Origin of the sequence: Geodermatophilus dictyosporus, from assembly GCF_900115505.1 — a bacterium.
Lineage (GTDB): Bacteria > Actinomycetota > Actinomycetes > Mycobacteriales > Geodermatophilaceae > Geodermatophilus > Geodermatophilus dictyosporus.
On record NZ_FOWQ01000010.1, the window covers coordinates 1 to 19,361 of the forward strand.

Sequence of the window (19,361 nt, forward strand, 5' to 3'; positions counted from 1 at the left end):
CTGGACCCCGACGGTCCCGAACCCGACCCCACCGAGGGCCGCCGGCTGATGCTGGCCCGGCACGCCGACGGGACGCTCAGCGGCCGCTTCGAGCTCGACGCGGTCGGTGGGGAGAAGCTGCAGGCCGCACTGGAGTCCTTCGTGCAGGCCGACCGGCCGGCCGGGGACGAGCGCAGCCGCGCCCAGCGGCTGGGGGATGCGCTGGTGCAGCTGTGCGACACCGCGCTGGCCGCCGGGTCGCTGCCGGTGCTGCGCACGGTCAAGCCGCACGTCGCGGTGGTGATCGGCCTCGAGGACCTGGCCGGCCCCGCCACCGGCCGCGCGGCCGGGCGGATGGGCTTCGGCGCGGTCATCTCCGCCGCCCGCGCCCGCTGGATCGCCTGCGACGGCACCATCAGCCGCGTGGTGTTCGGCCCCGACGGGGTGCCGCTGGACCTCGGGCGCGAGCAGCGGCTGGCCGACCGGCACCTGCGCCGGGCGGTGGAGCTGCGCGACGGCGGCTGCGTGTTCACCGGCTGCGGAGCGCCCACCTGGTGGGCGGAAGTCCACCACCTGGTGCACTGGCTCGACGGCGGCGAGACCAACCTGGCGAACTCGGCGCTGCTGTGCGAGCGGCACCACACCAAGGTGCACCACGGCTTCCGCGTCGAACGACAACCGGACGGACGGTGGCGCACCTGGCGACCCGACGGCACCGAGATCGGCGTCCCCGAACCCCTGCTCCCTCGCGCCGCCTGACCGGGCTGCTCTGCGCGCGGGAGGCGGAGTCCGTCTCAGTACCGGACGCCGAGGTGCTCCGCCGCGCAGCCCGTGCAGAGGCCGGTGTTGTCGTGCACGTGCTCGCGGCCGTTGACCCGCCGGCAGACCGGACACCAGCGGAACGTCCGCCGCCGCCTGCGGGCGACCTCCTCGGCCGCCTCGGCCAGCTCCGCCCGCTCGTAGAGCACCTCGTCGGAGGAGAACCGGCGGTCGGCCACGAACTCCCACACGAGGTCGTTCCCGGCCCACCGCGGCTCGGGACGGGCCAGCGTGAAGCCGAAGCCATCCCAGCCGACCGCCACCTGCGCCGGCTCGCCGCTCACGAACCACCGCTCGTGCTCCGGTCCGGGCACCTCGGCCCAGCCGTCGCCCAGCGCCCGCACCAGCACGTCGGTCGCGACACCGACCAGCGTGGCCAACTCCGCGGTGTCAGACACCCGCCATCTCCGCCAGCCGGCACAGCGCGTTGACCTGCCGCAACTGCTCCGGCGTCCGCACCTGCGCGTCGAGCAGCAGCGGGCTCATCACCACCACCGCGAGCGCCTTGGCCCGCGAGACCGCGACGTTGAGCCGGTTGAGGTCGTAGAGGAACGACACACCGCGCGGGGCGTCGTCGGCCGACGTCGATGTCGTCGAGTACACGACCACCGGCGCCTCCTGGCCCTGGAACCGGTCGACGGTGCCCACCCGCGCGCCGTCGGGCAGCAGCGAGCGGATCAGCGCCACCTGGTTGTTGTACGGCGCGACGACGAGCACGTCGTCCGGCCCGATCGGCCGCTCGGCGCCCTCGGCGTCCACCCAGCCGACGCCCTGCAGCGACCGCCAGACGGCCGCGACCTCGGCCGCCTCCTCCCGGGACGACGCCGACGCCGACAGCGAGTGGGCCACGGAGCGCACCGCCAGGCCGCTGCCCGACACCAGCCCGCCCGGGCGCACGGTGATCCGCTCCCGCAGCGGCGCCGACTCGAGCCGGCCCTCGTACGCCAGGTCGGACACGAACGCCGTCAGCGCCGGGTGCATCCGGTAGGTCGTGTCGAGGAAGACGCCCCGGCCCTCCGGCACGGTCGGGTGGCCCTCCAGCAGGTGCTCGAGCGCCGAGAGCCCCGAGTCGCCGGGGTGCACGCCCTGCGAGGGCTGGGCGAGCTGCTGGGGGTCGCCGAGCAGCACCAGCGACCGCGCGGATCGCGCCACCGCGACGGCGTTGGCCAGCGAGAACTGCCCGGCCTCGTCGACGACGAGCACGTCGACGGCCTCGGCGAGGTCGGGCTGCGTCCAGAACCACGCCGTCCCGCCGACCAGCGACACGTCGCCGTCGAGCAGCCGGGAGGCGACCTCCCTGCCGTCCCTCGACCACTCGACGCCGGGCGCGCCGCAGGCCTGCTTCTCGTCGCACTTCTGCAGCGCGGGCCGCCCGACCGCCGACAGCACGTTGCCGATGACGGCGTGCGAGGTGGCGGTGACGCCGACCTTCTTGCCGGCGTCGAGCAGCGCGCGGATGAGGTGCGAGGCCGCCCGCGTCTTGCCGCTGCCGGGCGGGCCCTGGACGGCGAGCACCTCGCCGTCGAGTGCGAGCCCGATGCGGACGACGGCGTCGCCGGCCTGCTCGTCGGGACGGCGCAGGCAGTCGGCCGGCACCCGCCGCGCCAGCAGCGCCTGCCCGAGACAGGGCTGCCCGCCCAGGACGGCCTCGGCGGTGGCCGCGATCGCCCCGCGCATGCCCTTGTCGTCGATCGGCCCCTCCGGGCCGAGCGCCCGCGGGGAGGGCTCCTTCGTCGACTTCACGACGACGCGACCGGCGACGGCGTCCAGCTCGCGGATCTCCCCGACCCGGACGCGGGTGTCGACGTCCACGACCTTCGACCCGACCGACAGCTTGGTGTCCTGCGTCGGGAACCCGAGCGCGTAGAGCTTCGACCGCTTCTCGGTGCCCACCTCGACCGGCGCCGACAGCCCACCGAGCACCGTGCCGTCCTCGACCAGGGCGGCGTCGTCGAGGTCCTTGCGGCTGAAGAACTCCCACCAGCCGGGGCGGGCCTCGCGGCGGTGCCACTGGACGAGGTCGGCGAGCAGGTCGTGGCCGGCCTCCTGCAGCCGGCCGACCAGCGCCAGCTCGGCGAGCTCGGTCTCCGACCGCTCGGCCGGGCCGGTCGCCTCCGAGACGAGCGGGCGGTCCTGGCCGCCGAACTCGCGCTCCAGCTCCTCGCGCTGCGTCTCCAGCCAGTCGTGCAGCTCGCGGGTGGAGTCGACGTCGTCCTTGTTGTAGAGCTCGATGTCCCGCAGGCGCTGGGGGTCGCGGTCGGCGAGCCACTTCTCGTAGGCGATGACGCTGCCCATGGCGTCGGCGACGTCGCCGGTGTGCTGCCGGCCGTAGAACGCCTCGACCTTCTTGATCGAGTAGGAGCCCTTGCTGATCCGCATCGACTGCTTGACGACCGGATACAGGTCGACGAACCGCTCGGCGCGCAGCAGCTCGTCGAGCTCGGCCTCGCGGACGCCGTAGCGGCCGGTGAGCCGCTTGAGCGCGCTGACCTCGTAGGCGGCGTAGTGGTAGACGTGCATGCCGGCGTCCACCCGCCAGGCGGCGAGGACGAGGTCGATCAGGTCGCGAACCATCTGCTTCTCGGCGGCGGGGTCGTGCGCCCACAGCGCGGTGAAGCTGCCGTCGCGCCGCCCGATGCCGGCGAGGTACTCCAGGCCGGCGCCGTCGGCAGAGTGCGGGTCGCCCTCGAAGTCGAGGTAGAGGTCGCCGTGGCTGGGCTCGGGCAGCCGGAGCAGGCCGGTGCTCTTCGCCGGCGGTAGCAGGGTGCGGGTGGGGACGCCGGTGGCGCGCTCGCGCAGCTGCTCGCGGGCCTGCTCCTGGACGCGGGTGCGGGTGGCCGCGCCGATGCGCGCGGCCCGCAGCGCCGCGTCGTCGGCGCTGGCGAGCTGCTCGAGGGTGGTGATCCCGGCGGCGCGCAGGGCGGCGCGGGTGTCGGCGCGCATGCCGGCGACGAGGCTCAGGTCATCGGCCGCGAGCAGCTCGCCGTCGCAGCGCGGCTTCCAGGTGCACTGGCTGCAGTAGGGCGTCGGGACCGGCTCGGTGGCCGGCGGGTCGGCGACGAAGGCGTCCAGCTTGGCGCGGGCGCGGCGGGCGTAGGCGGCGACGTCGACCAGCCGCCACGGGTGGGCCACGCCATCGCCGGTGACCACGCAGACGCGGTCGGGTTGCTGGCCCTGGAGGACGGCGAGCCGCTCGGCGTAGGTGGCCATCTGCAGCAGCGCGGGCACCTTGACGCGGCGGGCGAGCTTGGCGTCGGCGACCTCGTAGGACCAGTCCCCCAGCGCCGACGGGGTGGGCACCTTCAGGAGGAAGTCGGCCGCGCCGGCCCACACGCCGTCGGTGAACTGCGCCTGGTGGACGACGTCGACGCCGGCCCGCATGGCCTGCAGGGTCTCGGCCTCGGCCTCCCGGCGGCCGCGCGCGTCGAGGCGGACGGGGATGCGCACGATGCTGCGCCCCTCGGCCTCCAGCGCGTCGAGGTAGCGCAGCTCGTGCTCGGTGCCGAGGTCGGCGATGAGCTCGGCGTGGTCGCCCGGGCCCTCGGCGAGCGGCGCGAGCCGGCCGTCGGCGACGGCGAGGTCGAGCGTCGTGAGGTGGGCGCAGGCCTGGTGGCGGGTCAGGTCGGTGGGGCTCAGGACCAGGGAGCCGTCGGTGCGGTACATCGAGACGGGACGGTCTCATGCGGGCGGCGGAATCGGGGTGACCCGCGCCGGAGGGAGGATGCGTGCGTGACCGCTGGACTGCACCGCTCGCACCGGGTGGCCGGGGCCCTGGTCGGGTCGGCCGTGGGGGACGCGCTGGGCGCGCCGTTCGAGTTCGGCCCGCCCGGGGCGTTCTCGGCGCGCTTCCCCGCGCCCGCCCGGGGCGCGGCCACCGAGATGTGCGGCGGCGGGTCGCTGGACCGGGAGCCGGGCGAGTTCACCGACGACACGCAGATGGCGCTGCTGGTGGCGCGGTCGCTGGTCGAGCGGGATGGGCTGGACGAAGCCGACCTGTTCGAGCGGTTCGCGACCTGGGCGGCGACCGGCCCGCCGGACATCGGCGTACAGACCCGCGCGGTGTTCGACTCGGGGCTGCCGTGGGACCGCGCGGCGGCCGAGCACTTCGCCCGCACCGGGCGGGCGGCGGGCAACGGCTCGCTGATGCGGACGACGCCGGCGGCGATCTGGTTCTCCCGGTCCGGCACCGCGGCCACGGTGGACGCCGCCCGGCGGATCTCGGCGCTGACCCACGGCGACCCCGCTGCTGGCGAGGGTTGCGCGGTGTTCCACGAGCTGCTGCGGGTGGCGCTCGACGGCGGTGACCCGCTGGCCGCCGTCCCCGCGGTGCTGGAGCTGGTCGCCCCTTCGGAACGCGAGCGGTGGGCGACCGTGCTGGCCCCGGACTGGGAGCCGTCGAAGGCGACGGAGTCGAACGGGGCGGTGTGGCCGACGCTCGGGCAGGCGCTGTGGGCGCTGCGGCACGGGCGTGACTTCGCCGAGGTGCTGCGGCTGGTGGTCGACCTCGGCGGCGACACCGACACGGGAGCCTGCGTGGCCGGCGGGCTGGCCGGGGCGGTGTACGGGATGGGCGGCATCCCGATGCGGTGGGCGTCGGTGGTGCACGGCCGCGTCCCCGGGCACGGCGAGCGGGTCTGGCGGCTGGCCGACCTGCTGCGGCTGGCCGCCGACCTCGACGGCAAGGAGTTCTTCCAGGCGGAGACGGGCGTGATCCCGAAGGTGGGTCCGGCGGAGGTGCTGCCGGGGATCTGGGCGGGCAACCTCGACGGCGCCCGCTGGAGCGAGGAGGACTTCGCCGTCATCAGCCTGTGCCGGCTGGCCGAACCGTTCCCGCACACGTTGCACCGGATGGCCTACCTGACCGACAACAACCACAACGTGGACGTCGACGTCGTGCTGGCCGACGTGCTCGACGACCTCGCCGCGCTGCACGCCGAGGGCCACCGGGTGCTCGTGCACTGCCACGGCGGGGCGTCGCGGACCGGGCTGGTGCTGCGCGCCTGGCTGGTGCGCGAGCAGGGCATGACGCCGGCCGAGGCGACGGCGCACGTGGCCGAGCGGTGGCCCCACCTCGGGTTGTGGAACGACAGCTTCACCGCCGCGCTGGAGCGACTGGCCGCCAGCAGGCAGTAGCGGTCCGACCCGTTCGGGCGACTCCTCACTCGACGGTCGATCTTGTGCCGGATACTCCTCCGGCTGCTGACGAGCCGACGAGAGGACCGCGCACATGACCCAGCCGGCGGACGGGAGCCATCCCCGGCCTGGGCAGCCGCCGCGGGGCGGTCCGCGGTCGCGATGGGGCCCGCCCGGTCAGTCGCCGTCCTGGGGTCCGGTACCGTCGTGGGGTCCGCCGCCGGGCACCCCGGCCGGGCCACCGGTGTGGGGTCCGCCGCCGGGACCACCTCCCGCGCCGCCCCTGGGTCCGCCGCCCGGGTGGCAGCCACCGCCACAGCCGTTCGGGAGCCCGCCGCCGAAGCGGCCGTACTCGATCCCGGGGGCGATCGGTGCCACGCTCCTCGTGCTGTTCCTGCTGAGCGCGGTCATCTCGGACATCACCTCGGACGACGAGTCGTCCGAGGCGGCGTCCGACACGACGGAGTCGTACTCCGCGCCCCCCGCCACGGGCGCGCCCACCTCCCCGGTGCTGCCTCCTGAGCCGGAGCCGCCGGGCTTCGGGGACGGGACGTACCTCGTCGGTACCGAGGTCCACCCAGGCCTCTACCGGTCCGACGGCGCGCACTACTGCTCCTGGAAACGGCTCAGCGACCTGAGTGGCGACTACGACGCCGTCCTGGCGTGGGACTACTTCGTCGAGGGACAGGTCTACGTCGAGGTCCTGCCCACCGACGTGGCGTTCACCACGGACGACTGCGGCCGATGGACAGCAGTGACCAGCGGCGGTCCCGACGTCAGCGGCGCCTTCGACGACGGCACTTACCTCGTCGGGAGCGAGATCCAGCCGGGCACCTATCGCTCGACCGGGGGCTCGGGCTGCTCCTGGAAGCGCCTCGCGGATCTGACCGGTGACTACGACGCCATCCTCGCCTCGGACCACTTCGTCGACGGGCAGGCCTACGTCGAGATCTCCCCGACCGACGTTGCCTTCTCCACGGACGACTGCGGCACCTGGAGCCGCGTCAGCTGACGGGCACCCTGTGGCCCGTCACGCCCTCCAGTTCCTCGGCGCGCGGAGCGCTCAGGCCATGGCGGGTGCCGGGACGGCGCCCAGCTGGACCATCAGGCCGAGGAAGTCGGCGGTCGTCCAGCGCTCGACCACCTGATCGCCGCGGAACCGCATGATCGTGACGCCGCCGATCTCGTAGGGTCGGCCCGTCGCAGGCACGCCCATGAAGTCGCCGTGGTGCTCACCGCTCACGACGAAGCGGCAGGCGAACATGTCGCCGTCCGTGAGCTGCTGGTGGAACTCGAGGTGCGGGTTCGGGCGGCCCGGTGCCCCCATGGCCGACCAGAACTGCCCGTAGAACGCCGCCACGGCCGCCTTGTCCATCGGACCCGGCTCGACGCCGTGGAACCGCAGGTCCTCGGCGTACAGCTCGAGGTAGCCGGGCAGGTCCCCGGCGTTCCACCGCTGCCGCGCCCGTTCGGCCAGTTCGGCGGGAGTGGTCATGGCTCCTCCTGGACGTCCCGACCCCGCAGCCTCCAGGGGGACCTTGGCAGCCCAGCCGTGCCGGCTCCCAGAGGCGTTCGTCCCCCGGAGCCGGTCGGTCAGCGTGCCGTGACGCGCAACCGCTCGGCGATGACCTCGACGGCGACGGAGCCCGCCGAGACGTCCATGACCAGCGCGAAGGCGGCGTCGTCGTCCAGGTCCGGCGCGTGCCCGTTGACGTCGAGGAACACGACCGCGGCGAGCCAGGCCAGTCGCTTGTTGCCGTCGACCAGCGGGTGGTTCTTGGCCAGCGAGTGCAGGAGGGCCGCTGCCTTGAGCGGGAGCGTCGGGTAGGCGTCCCGGCCGAATGCCTGCGCGCGCGGTCTGCCGGCGGAGGAGTCGAGCAGCCCGACGTCGGCCACCGGTCCGGCGCCGAGGATCCGCACGAGCAGGAGGAGGTCCTCCAGGTCGAGGTACTCGATCTCCGTCACACGGTGCCGAGGCGGTGGAGCACGTCACCCCACCGGCTCGCCAGCCGCTCGGCGCTCTCGGTCACCCGCGTGGAGTGGCCGCTACGGGCATAGCGCTCGAGCACGGCACGCCGGATGACCTCCTGCCGGGAAGCGCCCTCGGCCTCGGCGAGCGCGGTGAGCGCCCTGTCGAGTTCCTCGTCGGTGCGGAGCGTCATCGCCACCGATACATGATACCGCCGTGATACCAATGCTGTCCTGCGTCAGACCGCGACCCGGTCGCTCGGACGGCGACGGGCGGTGCGGACGGTCCGCGCGGCCGAGCGGGCCAGCCGGATCGGGCCGGTGTCCCAGATGCTGCCGGGCTCCTCGACCGGCGGCGCCGGCTGCGACGTCGCCGGACGGGCCGGCGCCGTCGCCTCGACCCGCGCGGCGGCGAGGGCGGCCTGCTGCCGCGCGACGATGACCGCCTTCTGCCGGTCGAGGCGCTCCTGCTCAGCCATCACGAGCAGCTCCTCCTTGGCCTCGGCCACAGTGCGCCGCGACTGCTGCTGCATCTCCTCAATGTCGACGTCGCCGGAGTCGCGCAGCGCCGCGAGCTGGTCGTAGGCGGTGGGCGGGCCGAAGTTCAGCAGCACCTTCATGAGCACCGGCAGGATCTCCACGCACATGAACAGCAGCGAGAGCATGAACTTCGCCGCGGCCAGGGTGGCGTTGCGGTCGCTGAGCCGGTCGAGCGCCTCCAGCCGCAGCAGGATGCCGCCGGAGCCCTCGTTGGTGGCGTCGAAGGCGGCCTGCAGCCGGTCGAGCTCGGCCGTCAGCCGGGCCAGCTCGGCGGAGTCGGTGGCCAGCGCGGCGGCGGCGAGGTCGGCGCTGCGCGACTCGGCGCCGTCGGCGGAGTCGAGGGCGGCGTCCAGCTCGCCGCGGGCGCTGGCGACGACGGCGGCCTGGGCGTCGGCGGCGGCGCGGGCCTGGACGTAGGCCTCGCCGGTGCCGGCGTCGCCGGTGCCACAGGTGCCGTCGAGCTCGCACTGGGCGCGGGCCTCGAGGTCGCGCTGGGTGGCCAGCGCGGCGTCGTAGGCGGCCTGCCTGGCGGTGACGTCGGCCTGGACGGCGATCAGCGCGGGGTCGGACTGCCCGCCGGTGGCCACGACGTCCTGCTCGCGCGTGACCTTCTCCTGCAGCTCGTCGAGGCCCGCGAAACGCGCGTCGGACTCCAGCGACTGCCGGTAGGCGTCGGCGGCCTCGGCCTGCATGACGGTGATCTCGGCGTCGATCTCCTTGTGGAACACCTGCAGCGTCAGCGGGGTGGCGACGACGACGCCGAGGATCAGCGCCAGCCCCACGCGCGGGACGGCGAGGGCGAGGTTCCGCTTGAGCGAGGCGTCGTGCGCCATGCCGACGAGCAGCATCCGGTCGAGGTTGACCACGACGGCGCCCCAGCCGAGGCCGAGCACCAGCGCGAACGGCCACCACACGCCGAGGGCCATGTGCAGCGCGAACGCCGCCGAGGCGACGGCGAGGCCGCCGGTACTGAGCAGGACGCCACCGAGGGCGGCGAACTTCGGCCGCGCGCCCGGCGCCGCCTCGAGCAGGTCGGGCCGCGCGCCACCGAGGACCGCGAGGCGGTCCTGCAGCCGTCGTCGTCCAGCCATGCGAGAGCCACTCCCCCGAACGACGGGGGTCTGACCGCCGCTCCCCTGGCTCATCGGCAGTCCCGATCGTGGTCGGGACCCCTCCGCCGTCGCGCTCGTCACACCCGTCCCACGCCTCGGCTTGACCGTGGCCCGGCCGCGCGGTCGGCTGGCGCCATGACCGAGCAGCAGGCCGACGGCTGGCACCAGCCGCTGCGGCACGTCCGGGCCGACGAGCTCACCGGGGACACCGGCCAGACCAGCGGCATGGACCGGCGGGAGGCGATCTCGGCGAAGACGGTCGGTTCCCAGCGGGTGTGGATGGGACAGACGCACGTGGCGCCGCGGACGTCGTCCGGCGACCACCACCACGGCGACTCCGAGACCGCCATCCACGTGCTGCGCGGCCACCCGGTGTTCGTCTTCGCGCAGGACGGTGAGGAGGTGCGGCTGGCCACCGGGCCGGGCGACTACGTCTTCGTGCCGCCGTACACCCCGCACCGCGAGGAGAACCCGACCGACGAGGAGGCCGTGGTCGTGATCGCCCGCAGCAGCCAGGAGGCGATCGTGGTCAACCTGCCCGGGCTGACCTGACCGCGCACGGTCACCACAGCCGTCACGCTCCGGAACCGTCCGTCTCCGCTCTGGCGTGTCCTTAGTTCTGCTGTCTAACCTCCCCCAACCGGTCCTGACCGGGACCGTAACCGACAGCAGATCGAGGGAGATCTGGATGCGGAAGACCGTGACCACGGTGGCGCTGACATCGGCGCTGGTGCTCGCCGGGGGGACCGCCGCACAGGCGATCACGGGCAACTTCACCGACGACCACGAGCACGAGTACGTGGGCCTCGCCGTCTTCTACGACGCCGACGGCAACGTGTCCCACCGCTGCTCCGGCAGCCTGCTCACCGACCGGGTGTTCGTGACCGCCGGGCACTGCGTGACCCTGGACGACGAGGGCACCGTGGCCACCAGCGCGCGCGTGTACTTCGAGCAGGACGTCCAGGCCGACGTGCCGGACTACCCGGAGTCCGGCGGGGTCGAGTCGCACACCATCTACTCGTACGGCTACACCGGCCTCGACGAGATCCCGGAGAGCAGGGACGCCGGGCTGATGCTGCTCGACGACCCGGTGCAGAGCGTGTACCCGGAGATCGACGAGTACGCGAAGCTGGCCACCGAGGGCGCGCTCGACCGGTACAAGGCGGCCCACCCGGGCAACTCGGCCACGACGACGATCTCCGGGTACGGCGTGCAGGAGAGCAACGGCAGCCAGACCAAGCGGGTCGCCTACCGCGAGCGGCTGACCGCCGAGAGCTTCATCATCGGGCTCAACGGCACCAACGCCGGCGGCTACAACGTCAAGCTGTCGACCAACCCGGGCAACGGCCAGGGGGGCACCTGCTTCGGCGACTCCGGCGGCCCGATCCTCATCGGCGACACGGTGACCGCGGTCAACTCGTTCGTGATGAACGGCGCCTGCGCCGGCACCGGGTTCGCCTATCGGGTCGACACGGCCGACGTGCTCGCCTGGATCGCCGAGACGGCCGGCAGCGAGGCGGGCGAGATCCAGTACGACACCGTCGCCTGACGGTCCCGACCGGAGGCCGTCCCGCCGTGGCTCGTTGCCGCGGCGGGGCGGCCTCCGTCACGTCGTCCTCCGTTGCGAGGGGCGACGGCCCCGTCACAGGTGGCCGCGGAATCCGAGGATCTCCTCGGCAATCAGCTTGGTCCCGGTCGTCCCGACGCGGTGCTCGACCCGGTCCCAGAGGTCCTCAGGGGCCGGCCGCCGGACCACCTCGATCAGCTGTGCGCGCACGTACTGCTCCAGCGACTGCCCCGCACGGGCGGCTCGCACGGCCAGCTCGTCACGCGTCTCGTCCGGCACGTCGTGGATCGTCAACGGCACGGGCACACGTGCAGGGTGCGCTGCTCACAGCCACTCGACGACCCCTCGGCGCGCCTCGTCACCTCCAGCCCGCGCGTCGAGCCAGGCCTGCAGCGCCGCCAGGAGTCGCGGCAGACCGCTCGGGGCGCGTGACCACCGACGGCCGTTGACCAGCAGCAGGCCGGCGTGCGCGTCGAGATCCAAGGGTGCGTAGTCGCGGACGTTCTCGGTGACGACGATGCGTCCGGTCTCCTGGGCCGAGCGCGCCACCTCGACGTCCTCCCGGCCGACGAGGTCCGGCAGCTCGACGACGGCGACGACGTCGTGCCCCGCGGCGCGCAGCTGCTCGGCGAGCCTCCTCGGGTACATCTCGTCGAGCAGCAGCCTCACCGGCCGGGACCGGCCAGGACCTCCTGCTGGCGGCGCCAGGCCGCCTCCGCCTCCTCCACCGCCTGCTCGTTCGCGGTGATCCGCGCGTCGATCTCGTCCCGGTGGTCGGCGTAGTAGGCGACGGCAGCAGCCACCTGTGCCGGGGACAGCGACATCGTCTCGGCGACCGTGGCCACGACGTCCGCAGGCCGTTCCTCCTGGACGGCCCGGAGCGTGCGGATCACCTCGTCGACGTCCGGCCCCTCGATCAGGCCGGCCCGCCGGCCGCTCGCTCCGTCCCGGAACGTGATCCCCGGGTGGGCCTCGCGGCGCAGCGCCTCATCCAGCAGCCGTTCGATGGTCGACGACACCGAGACACCCCGTCGCCCGGCCAGGTCGGCAAGGCGGCGCAGGACGTCGTCGGACAGCCGCACGGACCTCGGGCTACTCATGAATACATCGTAGTCATCCTGGGAGCGGTGTCCGTTCTGGCGCGCCACGGAGTCCCGTCGTCCGCCAGGGAGGCGAGTGGCCGCACCAGCACCACGGGTCCCTCGTCGGCGCGCCGGAACATCGCCGTCCGCCTCCACCAGCCAGCCTCCCGGGGACATCCGTCCGTCCGTGGGAGACACCCGTGCCCGACACCGCCGCTGCACGCGAGCTGTTCAACCGCTCGCGGGCCCCCGAGATCGCTGCGTCCGTCGACGACCGGCTGGTCCGTGAGCCCTGCCGGTCCGACCGCTTCGCCCAGTTCGGGGACGCCGACACCGTGCTGCTCGTTGCCGGCGACCAGGAGGAGCGGGCCGTCGAACTGGCGCTGGCGTACGGCGTGGCCTGGGCCGACGGGCGCCGCCTGCTCCTGGCACTGCCGGAGCGGTTCCGCACCGCCACCGCCCAGCGCATCCCGTGGCTGCGCTCCGCCGCCCGCCCGACGCTGTGGCTGCACGACGGCCGGCGCGCCGTCCCGGCACCCGAGCGCAGCCGCGAGGACACCGTCGCGGCCGTGACCGCCTCCCTCGGCGGGTCGACACCCGAGGACGAGTTCCGGCGGGCGGCCACCGCGCTGCACCTACGCGAGAGGAGCGACTGGGTCACCGAGCTGGTGGACCTGGCCACGCGCGACGACCGCCTCGACCCAGCGCACACCCAGTCGGAGCGGTCCTGGCACCACCGCGGCCAGCGGGTGCTCTCGGTCGTGCGCACCAGTGGCGGCGTCCGCGTCCGGGCGGGCATCCACCACTCCGCCGACCCTGAACGGAACACCTGGGCGGTGGACGGTCCGCTGTCGGCGGCCGAGCTCGGGGGGATCCGCGAGGTGGTGGACGCCGCGATCGCCTCGCGCTCGAGCGGGGACGACCCGGCCGTCCGGCGCGACGACGAGCACCTGCTGCAGGCCGTGCTGCGCCGCTCCCCCGCGGTGGTCGGCATCGAGCAGCAGGCGATGCGAGAGGTCCCGGCCTGGCGGCCGACGGACACCACCCGCGGGTGGGCGCGCGGGTACGTGGACCTGGTCGGCCTCGACGGCAACGGGGACGTGCTGGTCACCGAGACGAAGCTGGAGAAGAACGCCGACCCGCTCTTCCTGCTGCAGGGACTCGACTACCTGGTCTGGGCGCAGGCCTACCGATCCGCGCTCACCGGCCGGCTGGGCGCGGCCGACGGCGCCCGGATCCGCCTGGCGCTGGTGGTGGGGGCCCGCTCGGACGGCGCTCCGCACCTGCCCGCGTACACGCGCGCGCTGGCCGCCGCCCTGGACGACGACGTCCCGTGGACCGCCCGGGTGGTGCGCGGCTGGGCCGAGCCCGACCCGCGCCCGGTCGGCGAACCGCTCGACCTCCTCCCCTGACGACCCACCACACCGATCCGGAGTCCCCGTGAGCTACCGCCTGCCCGAGGCCCTGCAGACCGACGACGACACCCGCGCCCTCGCCTTCCTGCGCGAGTACTACGGCCGGGACGGGGGCTCGGCCTACACCGGGTCCTACTTCGACGGCTGGGGTGGGCAGCAGGACCCCGACCGCTTCACGGCCGAGGACGTCGTCGCCGTCACCTTCCTGTCCGTGGTCGTCCCGCCGATGGCCGCCCACCGCCTGCTGCACACGGAGGCGGAGCGGTTCTGCCGGCTGCTCCGCGACATCGGCCCGGACCGCGACTTCGCGCAGGAGGCCGAGCCGGTGCACCGCGACTGGCCGGGCTGGCGGCTCGAGACCGCCCTCCGGGAGCTCTCCGGGGTCGGGCGGACCATCGCGACCAAGCTCTGCGCGCGCAAGCGGCCCGGGCTGCTGCCGATCTACGACTCCGTCGTCGGCGAGGTGACCAGCGCGCAGTCGTGGCAGTGGGAGCCGCTGCGGCAGGTACTGCGGGCGGACGACGGAGCGCTGCAGACCCGGCTGCTCGGACTGCGCGACGCCGCGGGGTTGGACGCGTCGGTGTCCGCCCTGCGGGTCTACGACGTCATCGCCTGGATGGAGGGCAAGAAGAGGGGCGTTCAGCCGACCGACCCCGACGACCAGCTGGGTGCCGCGGTTACCGGATCGTGAGGCCCCGCGGCGTCACACGACCTCCCAGGTGTATGACGCGGACACCGCGTCGGTGATCACGACTCGGATGGCCATCGGTTCGTCGTCCTCCGTGCGTCCGGCGCACAGGTACTGCGCGCCGGCGACGACGTGCATCTGCTGGGTGCAGGAGACCTCGGCGGCGACGCCGAAGGTGTCCTCGAACTGCGAGGCGATGTCCCTCTCGGCACGGTCTGGGTCCAGCACCGAGGGGACACCGAAGGCCTGGTCGGCATAGGTCGCGATGCCCTGGACCGGATGCGCGCACGCCGCCGCGCCGAGGGACAGCCCCAAGCCGATGACGACGAGCCTCCGGCACCGCGCCGGAGACCTCACGCCGGCTCGCTTCTCGACCATGGATGAACGCACGGGCTCCCGCTCCTGAGTCGGACAGTCGACCGTGGATACAACGCCGTCGGCCGGATCGCGCTGCGGCACGCCATCGGCTCGGTCCGGTCCGACCTGCGACAGAGGAAGCGCATCTTCACAGCCACCCGGTCAGCGCGGACGTCTACAGGCGCTTGACGAAGTCCGTCTCGTGGCCGTTGACCCGGCGGGTGCCGGCGAGCTGCTCCTTGCGCCAGCGCTCGACGCCGTGACGGGTCACCTCGAGCTGTGCATCGAGCACCATCCCGGTCGCTCGTGACTCGGCCTCCAGCGTGCGCGCCGCCCGGGCCTCGGCCGCGGCGAGCCCCGACCGCGCCAGCACCTCGGCTTCCTCGTACTCGGCCTGCATCCGCAGCCGGACCCGCTCCTCGACCTTCTCCTCCTCCAGCGCGAGCAGCCGCTCGTAGAGGGACGGCGGAGCCAGCGCCAGCATCGTCTTGAAGATGATCGGCAGGCACTCGATCGCCGTCATGAAGGCGAACAGCAGCCAGTGCGCCGTCGCCAGCGTCGGGTTGTCCTCACCCATGCGGCCGAGCGCCGTCAGCCGGGCGAGGATGCCGTCGCTGGTACCGACCGCCGCCTCGTGCGCGGCGACCTCGGCGTCCCGGGCCTCCTGGGTGCCGGCGACCAGGGTCTCCAGCCGGTCGAGCTCGGTCTGCTGGGTGGCGGTGTTCTGCGCCTCCTCGGCGACCAGTTGCTCGAGCGTCCGCGCCTCGAGCGCCTCCAGCTGCTGCGCCAGGTCGTCCCGCTCGGCGCGCAGGCGGTCGCGATCGGCGCGCCGGGCGTCGGTGGCCGGCCCGAAGCCCGGGTCACCCGTCCCGCCGGACCCGTCGATCTCGGCGTTGTAGGCGGCCTCGGCGGTGTTGTAGCGCGCATCGACGTCGTCCAGGCGCTGCCGCAGGTCGGCGACGGCGGGGTCCTCGTCGACGTCGGCCTGCGTGACGCCATCGGCGATGTCGGCCTCCAGCACGGCGATCTGCTCGCGCAGCGCCGGCAGCTCGGCGTAGCGGCTGTCCTCGGCGAGCTGCCGGGTGAAGGCGTCCTCCTGCTCGGCGGCCATCTCCCGCACCTCGGTGCCGATCTCGGCGCTGAAGACGGCCAGCGTCAGCGGCGTCGAGACGACGGCGCCGATGAGGACGGCGAGCAGCACGCGCGGCGTCGCCATGGCCAGGGTGCCGGCCTTGCTCTTCAGCCGCGGCGAGGAGACGACGAGCCAGCGGTCGAGGTTGAGGATGACCAGGCCCCACACCAGGCCGCCGGCGATCGCGACCGGCCACCACAGGTGCAGCGCCAGGTGGAGCGCGTAGCTCGCCGACACCACCGCCAGCCCCGCGGTGGAGACGAGGACGGCGCCCATCGCGACCTGCTTGCCGCGCTCCTTGGGCGCCTCGCGCAGCACCTCGCGGTTGGCGCCGGCGACGGTGAGCAGTTGCTCGGTGACGACGGCGCGGCTGACCAGGCGGCGGGCCGCCGCCTTCCAGGAGCTCACTTGGGGTCCTTCCGGCCGGCGCTGCGGCGCAGGCTGTCGACGAGGGAGGAGGGCACGCCCACGACGCGGGGCGAGGTCTCGAGCCGCGGGCGCAGCGCCTCCTGGGTGGCCAGGAAGTCGTCGAGCCGCCGGGTGACCGACGACGGGGCGCCGACGGTCGCCGCGACGTCGCAGTGCAGGGACACCGGCGGCGGCGCGCTCACGGTCGGCAGGTCGAGCTGCGGCACGGTGACGGCGGCGACCACCGGCGTGGCCGCGGGCGTCGTGGTGAACCGGTTGCGGCCGGCGACGTCGATGCGCCGGCTGGTGTCGATCCGGACCGTCGCCTCGCCGCACGGCGGGTGGCCGCCGCGGCCGTCGACGACGACGTCGAGCGCGTGCTCGAAGCACCAGGTGACCAGCACGCGCGACCCGGGCCGGACGATCGTGTGGCTCACCGACAGCGCGCGCAGCACGGGCACCTGGCCGTCGTGCGGGCCGCCGTCCGCGGGGACGCCGTGCCGGCAGGCGACGGACCGCGACTCGCCGTCCGCCGTGCCGGACGCGCGTCGCTGGGCGTCCTCCTCGCGCCAGTCGCGGATCCAACGGTCGGTCCACGGGAGGGAGGAGTCCGGTCGCCGCGCTCCCCCACCGCTGCTCGCGCGGCGCACCGGACCGCCGCCGGTCCACCGCCACGCCCGCGCGCGCAGCCAGGCGAGCAGCAGGAGGAGGAAGAAGGACCAGAGGAAGGCCTCGGCGAGGTCCTTGAGGAAGCCGGCGACGCGGTCGGGCTGGAGGGAGCCGCTCCACTCGGTGTTGCCATCCAGCGCGACGAAGCCGGCGAGCAGCAGGACGACCGCCCAGCCGACGACGAGCGGATCCCGGTGCAGCGGTTCCCGGAACACGTCTCCCCCAGCCGCGGGTGACGCCCGCCCGTCCGACCATCCGGACTCCGCCGTTCCGGAGTCCTCGTGGTTCGTACCGGGCGCGGCCGACACGAGGCAGCGCCTCCTCACCCGTCCGGGTCAGGCGCGGCCAGGAGCTCAAGGACCTGGGAGCAACCTCACGGCCTCGGCTGGGTAGGGGCTGCCTGCTCGTTCGTCCGCCGCGGCCGGAGGACCGACCATGGGCTCGACCGGGGACCGCCCGATCCTGCTGCTCGACGTCGACGGCGTGCTCAACGCGCCGCGGCGGGAGCTGCCCGAGGGCTGGCGACGGGCCACGTTCAACGGCTTCCTGCTGTCGTGGGACCCCACGATTACCGCGCGGCTACGAGAGCTGCACGAGTCGGGCCGGGTGGAGATCCAGTGGCTGACCACCTGGACCACGGACGCCGACCGGCTGCTGGCCGAACCGATGGGGCTGCCGCGGGGGCTCACAACCCACGCCCGCGCCGACTCCGCGCCCACCGGCTTCCTCGGGGTGTTCGGCGGCGCCTCGGGCTGGTGGAAGCTCGACGCCGCCCGCGAGGTCGCCGAGTCGGAGCCGGACCGGCGGATCGTGTGGGTCGACGACGACCTGGCCGAGCAGGCCGCCGACACCGGCGACTGGCTGGCCGCGAACCCGCACGTGCTGGTGGTGGCCCCGGACCTCTATGTCGGACTCACCCACGAGCAGCTCGACCGGGTCGAGGAGTGGCTCGGGTAGAACGGCGGGCGTGCGCCGCGCCCCGCTGACCGGTCTCGTGTGCGTGCTCGTCGCCCTGGCGGGGTGCGGCTCGCCGTCGGCGCCCACTCCCCCGGCCGCCTCGACCGCTTCGTCCGCCACGAGCACACCAGCCCCCGACGTGTCCGCGGAGTTCGCCGCCCTCGAGGCACGCTTCGACGCCCGGCTCGGCGTCTTCGCCGTCGACACCGGTTCGGGCGCCATACTCGAGCACCGGGCCGACGAGCGGTTCGCCTACGCCAGCACGATCAAGGCGCTGGCGGCCGGCGCGCTGCTGACCCGGACGTCGCCGGCTGACCTGCAGCGGCCGGTGCCCGTCACCCCCGCGGACCTGACGACGGCGTACTCGCCGGTGACGGAGACCCGGGTCGGCGGGAGCATGACGCTCGCGGAGCTGTGCGACGCCGCCGTGCGCTTCAGCGACAACACCGCGCTCAACCTGCTGCTGCGCGAGCTCGGTGGGCCGGCCGGGCTCGACGCGGCGCTGGAGGCCATCGGCGACGACGTCACCGAGGTCGCGCGCACCGAGCCGGAGCTCAACAGCGCCGTCCCCGGCGAAACCCGCGATACGACGACGCCCCGTGCGCTGGCCGGGTCGCTGCGCGCCTACGCGGTGGACGGACCGGGCATCACCGAGGAGGACCGCGCGCAGCTCCTGGACTGGCTGCGGCGCAACACCACCGGCGACGCGCTCATCCGTGCCGGCGTGCCCGCCGACTGGGACGTCGGCGACAAGACCGGCACCGGCGCGTACGGCACCCGCAACGACGTCGCCGTGCTCACCCCGCCCGGGCGGGCGCCGATCGTGCTGGCGGTGATGTCGAGCCGGGACGAGCCGGACGCCGACCCCGACGACGCGCTGGTCGCGGAGGCGGCGCGGGTCGTCGTCGCCGCACTCGACTAGCGCTTGGTGAGGACGGTGCCGTTCATGTGCCGTGAGCGGGCGAGCTGCTCGTCGCGCCAGCGGTCGACGCCGTCGCGGGTGACGTCGAGCTGGGCCTCGAACACCATCCCGGTCGCCCGCGACTCGGCCTCCAGCGTGCGCGCCGCCGGCGCCTCGGCGGATGCGAGCGCCGAGCGCGCCAGCACCTCGGCCTCCTCGTACTCGGTCTGCATGCGCAGCCGCACCCGCTCCTCGACCTTCTCGTCGCCGAGGGCGAGCAGGCGCTCGTAGAGGGAGGGCGGGGCGAGCGCGAGCATCGTCTTGAACAGGATCGGCAGGCACTCGATCGCCGTCATGAACCAGAACAGCAGCCGGTGCGCCGTCGCCAGGGTCGGGTTGCCCTTTAGGCGGGACATCGCGGTGAGCCGCGCGAGGAGCCCGTCGCTGTCGTTGACGGTGGCGTTGTCTGCAGGTCCACAAGCTCCGCCTGCTGGTCGATCGTCTCCGCCTCCGTCCTGGACCTGGTCGAGGACCTGCGGCTGCACCTGGCCCCGCTGCCGGGTCAGCGTGTCCGCTTCGCCGTCAGATGTTCACGCGCTTCCGCCCAAGCCGATGACGCCGCCGAGGAAGTCGT

General features: G+C 74.1%; 22 protein-coding genes. 9 read left to right on the forward strand and 13 right to left on the reverse strand.

Annotation, left to right across the window (positions count from 1 at the left end):
• Nucleotides 1-738: HNH endonuclease signature motif containing protein (locus BMZ33_RS19865; protein ID WP_136697364.1), on the forward strand; the 738-nt coding region annotated here is incomplete at its 5' end.
• Between the two features lie 35 nt (nt 739-773).
• On the opposite strand, the gene BMZ33_RS19870 is transcribed toward BMZ33_RS19865, so the two are convergent.
• A complete protein-coding gene (locus tag BMZ33_RS19870; RefSeq protein WP_091115372.1) occupies nt 774-1,196 on the reverse strand; it encodes a hypothetical protein in 423 nt (140 codons plus the stop codon).
• Nucleotides 1,189-4,461, reverse strand: coding sequence for a TM0106 family RecB-like putative nuclease (locus tag BMZ33_RS19875; RefSeq protein ID WP_091115375.1), 3,273 nt, complete (start codon nt 4,459-4,461; stop codon nt 1,189-1,191). Before BMZ33_RS19875 ends, BMZ33_RS19870 begins: the two co-directional genes overlap by 8 nt.
• A gap of 66 nt (nt 4,462-4,527) precedes the next feature.
• On the opposite strand from BMZ33_RS19875, the gene BMZ33_RS19880 reads away from it, so the two are divergent.
• Nucleotides 4,528-5,931: an ADP-ribosylglycohydrolase family protein gene (locus BMZ33_RS19880; RefSeq protein ID WP_091115379.1), complete on the forward strand. Its 1,404-nt coding sequence runs from the start codon at nt 4,528-4,530 to the stop codon at nt 5,929-5,931.
• 385 nt (nt 5,932-6,316) lie between these two features.
• Nucleotides 6,317-6,943, forward strand: coding sequence for an Rv1352/Rv1906c domain-containing protein (locus BMZ33_RS19885; RefSeq protein WP_091115382.1), 627 nt, complete (start codon nt 6,317-6,319; stop codon nt 6,941-6,943).
• A 51-nt stretch (nt 6,944-6,994) separates the two neighbouring features.
• On the opposite strand, the gene BMZ33_RS19890 is transcribed toward BMZ33_RS19885, so the two are convergent.
• From BMZ33_RS19890 to BMZ33_RS19905, 4 genes are all read right to left on the reverse strand, one after another.
• A complete protein-coding gene (locus tag BMZ33_RS19890; protein WP_091115386.1) occupies nt 6,995-7,426 on the reverse strand; it encodes an ester cyclase in 432 nt (143 codons plus the stop codon).
• 98 nt (nt 7,427-7,524) lie between these two features.
• Nucleotides 7,525-7,896: a type II toxin-antitoxin system death-on-curing family toxin gene (locus BMZ33_RS19895; RefSeq protein WP_091115390.1), complete on the reverse strand. Its 372-nt coding sequence runs from the start codon at nt 7,894-7,896 to the stop codon at nt 7,525-7,527.
• The gene (locus BMZ33_RS19900; protein WP_244524314.1) at nt 7,893-8,093 is read right to left on the reverse strand and encodes a ribbon-helix-helix domain-containing protein; all 201 of its coding nucleotides are present in this window, start codon (nt 8,091-8,093) and stop codon (nt 7,893-7,895) included. Before BMZ33_RS19900 ends, BMZ33_RS19895 begins: the two co-directional genes overlap by 4 nt.
• A gap of 45 nt (nt 8,094-8,138) precedes the next feature.
• On the reverse strand, nt 8,139-9,530 hold the full coding sequence (locus BMZ33_RS19905; RefSeq protein ID WP_091115398.1) for a DUF4407 domain-containing protein: 1,392 nt from the start codon (nt 9,528-9,530) through the stop codon (nt 8,139-8,141).
• 156 nt (nt 9,531-9,686) lie between these two features.
• Here BMZ33_RS19905 and BMZ33_RS19910 point away from each other — a divergent pair, with 156 nt between their 5' ends.
• Nucleotides 9,687-10,103, forward strand: a complete 417-nt coding sequence (locus BMZ33_RS19910) for a cupin domain-containing protein (RefSeq protein ID WP_091115402.1) — start codon at nt 9,687-9,689, stop codon at nt 10,101-10,103.
• 136 nt (nt 10,104-10,239) lie between these two features.
• Nucleotides 10,240-11,100, forward strand: coding sequence for a trypsin-like serine protease (locus BMZ33_RS19915; protein ID WP_091115406.1), 861 nt, complete (start codon nt 10,240-10,242; stop codon nt 11,098-11,100).
• A 93-nt stretch (nt 11,101-11,193) separates the two neighbouring features.
• Here BMZ33_RS19915 and BMZ33_RS19920 read toward each other — a convergent pair whose 3' ends face one another.
• Genes BMZ33_RS19920 through BMZ33_RS19930 form a run of 3 tightly spaced genes read right to left on the reverse strand, consistent with a single transcriptional unit; the run spans nt 11,194 to nt 12,218 of the window.
• On the reverse strand, nt 11,194-11,424 hold the full coding sequence (locus BMZ33_RS19920) for a FitA-like ribbon-helix-helix domain-containing protein (RefSeq protein WP_091115409.1): 231 nt from the start codon (nt 11,422-11,424) through the stop codon (nt 11,194-11,196).
• Between the two features lie 18 nt (nt 11,425-11,442).
• Nucleotides 11,443-11,787, reverse strand: coding sequence for a DUF5615 family PIN-like protein (locus BMZ33_RS19925; RefSeq protein WP_091115413.1), 345 nt, complete (start codon nt 11,785-11,787; stop codon nt 11,443-11,445).
• Nucleotides 11,784-12,218 (reverse strand): ribbon-helix-helix protein, CopG family, encoded by a 435-nt coding sequence (locus BMZ33_RS19930; RefSeq protein WP_091115960.1) that lies wholly within the window; start codon nt 12,216-12,218, stop codon nt 11,784-11,786. The genes BMZ33_RS19925 and BMZ33_RS19930 overlap by 4 nt, the downstream gene beginning before the upstream one ends.
• A gap of 182 nt (nt 12,219-12,400) precedes the next feature.
• Between BMZ33_RS19930 and BMZ33_RS19935 the strand changes: the two genes are divergently transcribed.
• Together BMZ33_RS19935 and BMZ33_RS19940 are read left to right on the forward strand one after the other, a co-directional pair.
• Nucleotides 12,401-13,612, forward strand: coding sequence for a hypothetical protein (locus tag BMZ33_RS19935; RefSeq protein ID WP_091115416.1), 1,212 nt, complete (start codon nt 12,401-12,403; stop codon nt 13,610-13,612).
• A gap of 28 nt (nt 13,613-13,640) precedes the next feature.
• Nucleotides 13,641-14,306, forward strand: coding sequence for a DUF6308 family protein (locus tag BMZ33_RS19940; RefSeq protein WP_091115419.1), 666 nt, complete (start codon nt 13,641-13,643; stop codon nt 14,304-14,306).
• Between the two features lie 12 nt (nt 14,307-14,318).
• On the opposite strand, the gene BMZ33_RS19945 is transcribed toward BMZ33_RS19940, so the two are convergent.
• The 3 genes from BMZ33_RS19945 to BMZ33_RS19955 all read right to left on the reverse strand — a co-directional run bounded on the left by BMZ33_RS19945 (nt 14,319) and on the right by BMZ33_RS19955 (nt 17,084).
• On the reverse strand, nt 14,319-14,762 hold the full coding sequence (locus BMZ33_RS19945; RefSeq protein WP_136697366.1) for a DUF4333 domain-containing protein: 444 nt from the start codon (nt 14,760-14,762) through the stop codon (nt 14,319-14,321).
• 73 nt (nt 14,763-14,835) lie between these two features.
• Entirely contained in the window at nt 14,836-16,200 is a 1,365-nt protein-coding gene (locus BMZ33_RS19950) for a DUF4407 domain-containing protein (protein ID WP_091115426.1), read from the reverse strand.
• Nucleotides 16,197-17,084, reverse strand: coding sequence for a hypothetical protein (locus BMZ33_RS19955; RefSeq protein ID WP_091115430.1), 888 nt, complete (start codon nt 17,082-17,084; stop codon nt 16,197-16,199). Before BMZ33_RS19955 ends, BMZ33_RS19950 begins: the two co-directional genes overlap by 4 nt.
• Nucleotides 17,085-17,304: 220 nt before the next feature.
• Here BMZ33_RS19955 and BMZ33_RS19960 point away from each other — a divergent pair, with 220 nt between their 5' ends.
• Nucleotides 17,305-17,826 carry an HAD domain-containing protein gene (locus BMZ33_RS19960; RefSeq protein ID WP_091115433.1) on the forward strand — a complete coding sequence of 174 codons (522 nt, stop codon included), beginning with the start codon at nt 17,305-17,307 and terminating at the stop codon, nt 17,824-17,826.
• A gap of 10 nt (nt 17,827-17,836) precedes the next feature.
• The gene (gene bla / locus BMZ33_RS19965) at nt 17,837-18,748 is read left to right on the forward strand and encodes a class A beta-lactamase (RefSeq protein WP_169064605.1); all 912 of its coding nucleotides are present in this window, start codon (nt 17,837-17,839) and stop codon (nt 18,746-18,748) included.
• Here bla and BMZ33_RS19970 read toward each other — a convergent pair.
• On the reverse strand, nt 18,745-19,272 hold the full coding sequence (locus BMZ33_RS19970) for a DUF4407 domain-containing protein (RefSeq protein WP_169064606.1): 528 nt from the start codon (nt 19,270-19,272) through the stop codon (nt 18,745-18,747). The genes bla and BMZ33_RS19970 overlap by 4 nt on opposite strands.
• Nucleotides 19,273-19,361 lie beyond the last annotated feature (89 nt).

Excerpts from the sequence above, each read along its gene's own strand:
- BMZ33_RS19875 (WP_091115375.1), bottom strand. The coding sequence starts at position 4,461 with ATGTACCGCACCGACGGCTCCCTGGTCCTGAGCCCCACCGACCTGACC.
- BMZ33_RS19890 (WP_091115386.1), bottom strand. The coding sequence starts at position 7,426 with ATGACCACTCCCGCCGAACTGGCCGAACGGGCGCGGCAGCGGTGGAAC.
- BMZ33_RS19900 (WP_244524314.1), bottom strand. The coding sequence starts at position 8,093 with ATGACGCTCCGCACCGACGAGGAACTCGACAGGGCGCTCACCGCGCTC.
- BMZ33_RS19905 (WP_091115398.1), bottom strand. The coding sequence starts at position 9,530 with ATGGCTGGACGACGACGGCTGCAGGACCGCCTCGCGGTCCTCGGTGGC.
- BMZ33_RS19910 (WP_091115402.1), top strand. The coding sequence starts at position 9,687 with ATGACCGAGCAGCAGGCCGACGGCTGGCACCAGCCGCTGCGGCACGTC.
- BMZ33_RS19915 (WP_091115406.1), top strand. The coding sequence starts at position 10,240 with ATGCGGAAGACCGTGACCACGGTGGCGCTGACATCGGCGCTGGTGCTC.
- BMZ33_RS19930 (WP_091115960.1), bottom strand. The coding sequence starts at position 12,218 with ATGAGTAGCCCGAGGTCCGTGCGGCTGTCCGACGACGTCCTGCGCCGC.
- BMZ33_RS19960 (WP_091115433.1), top strand. The coding sequence starts at position 17,305 with ATGGGCTCGACCGGGGACCGCCCGATCCTGCTGCTCGACGTCGACGGC.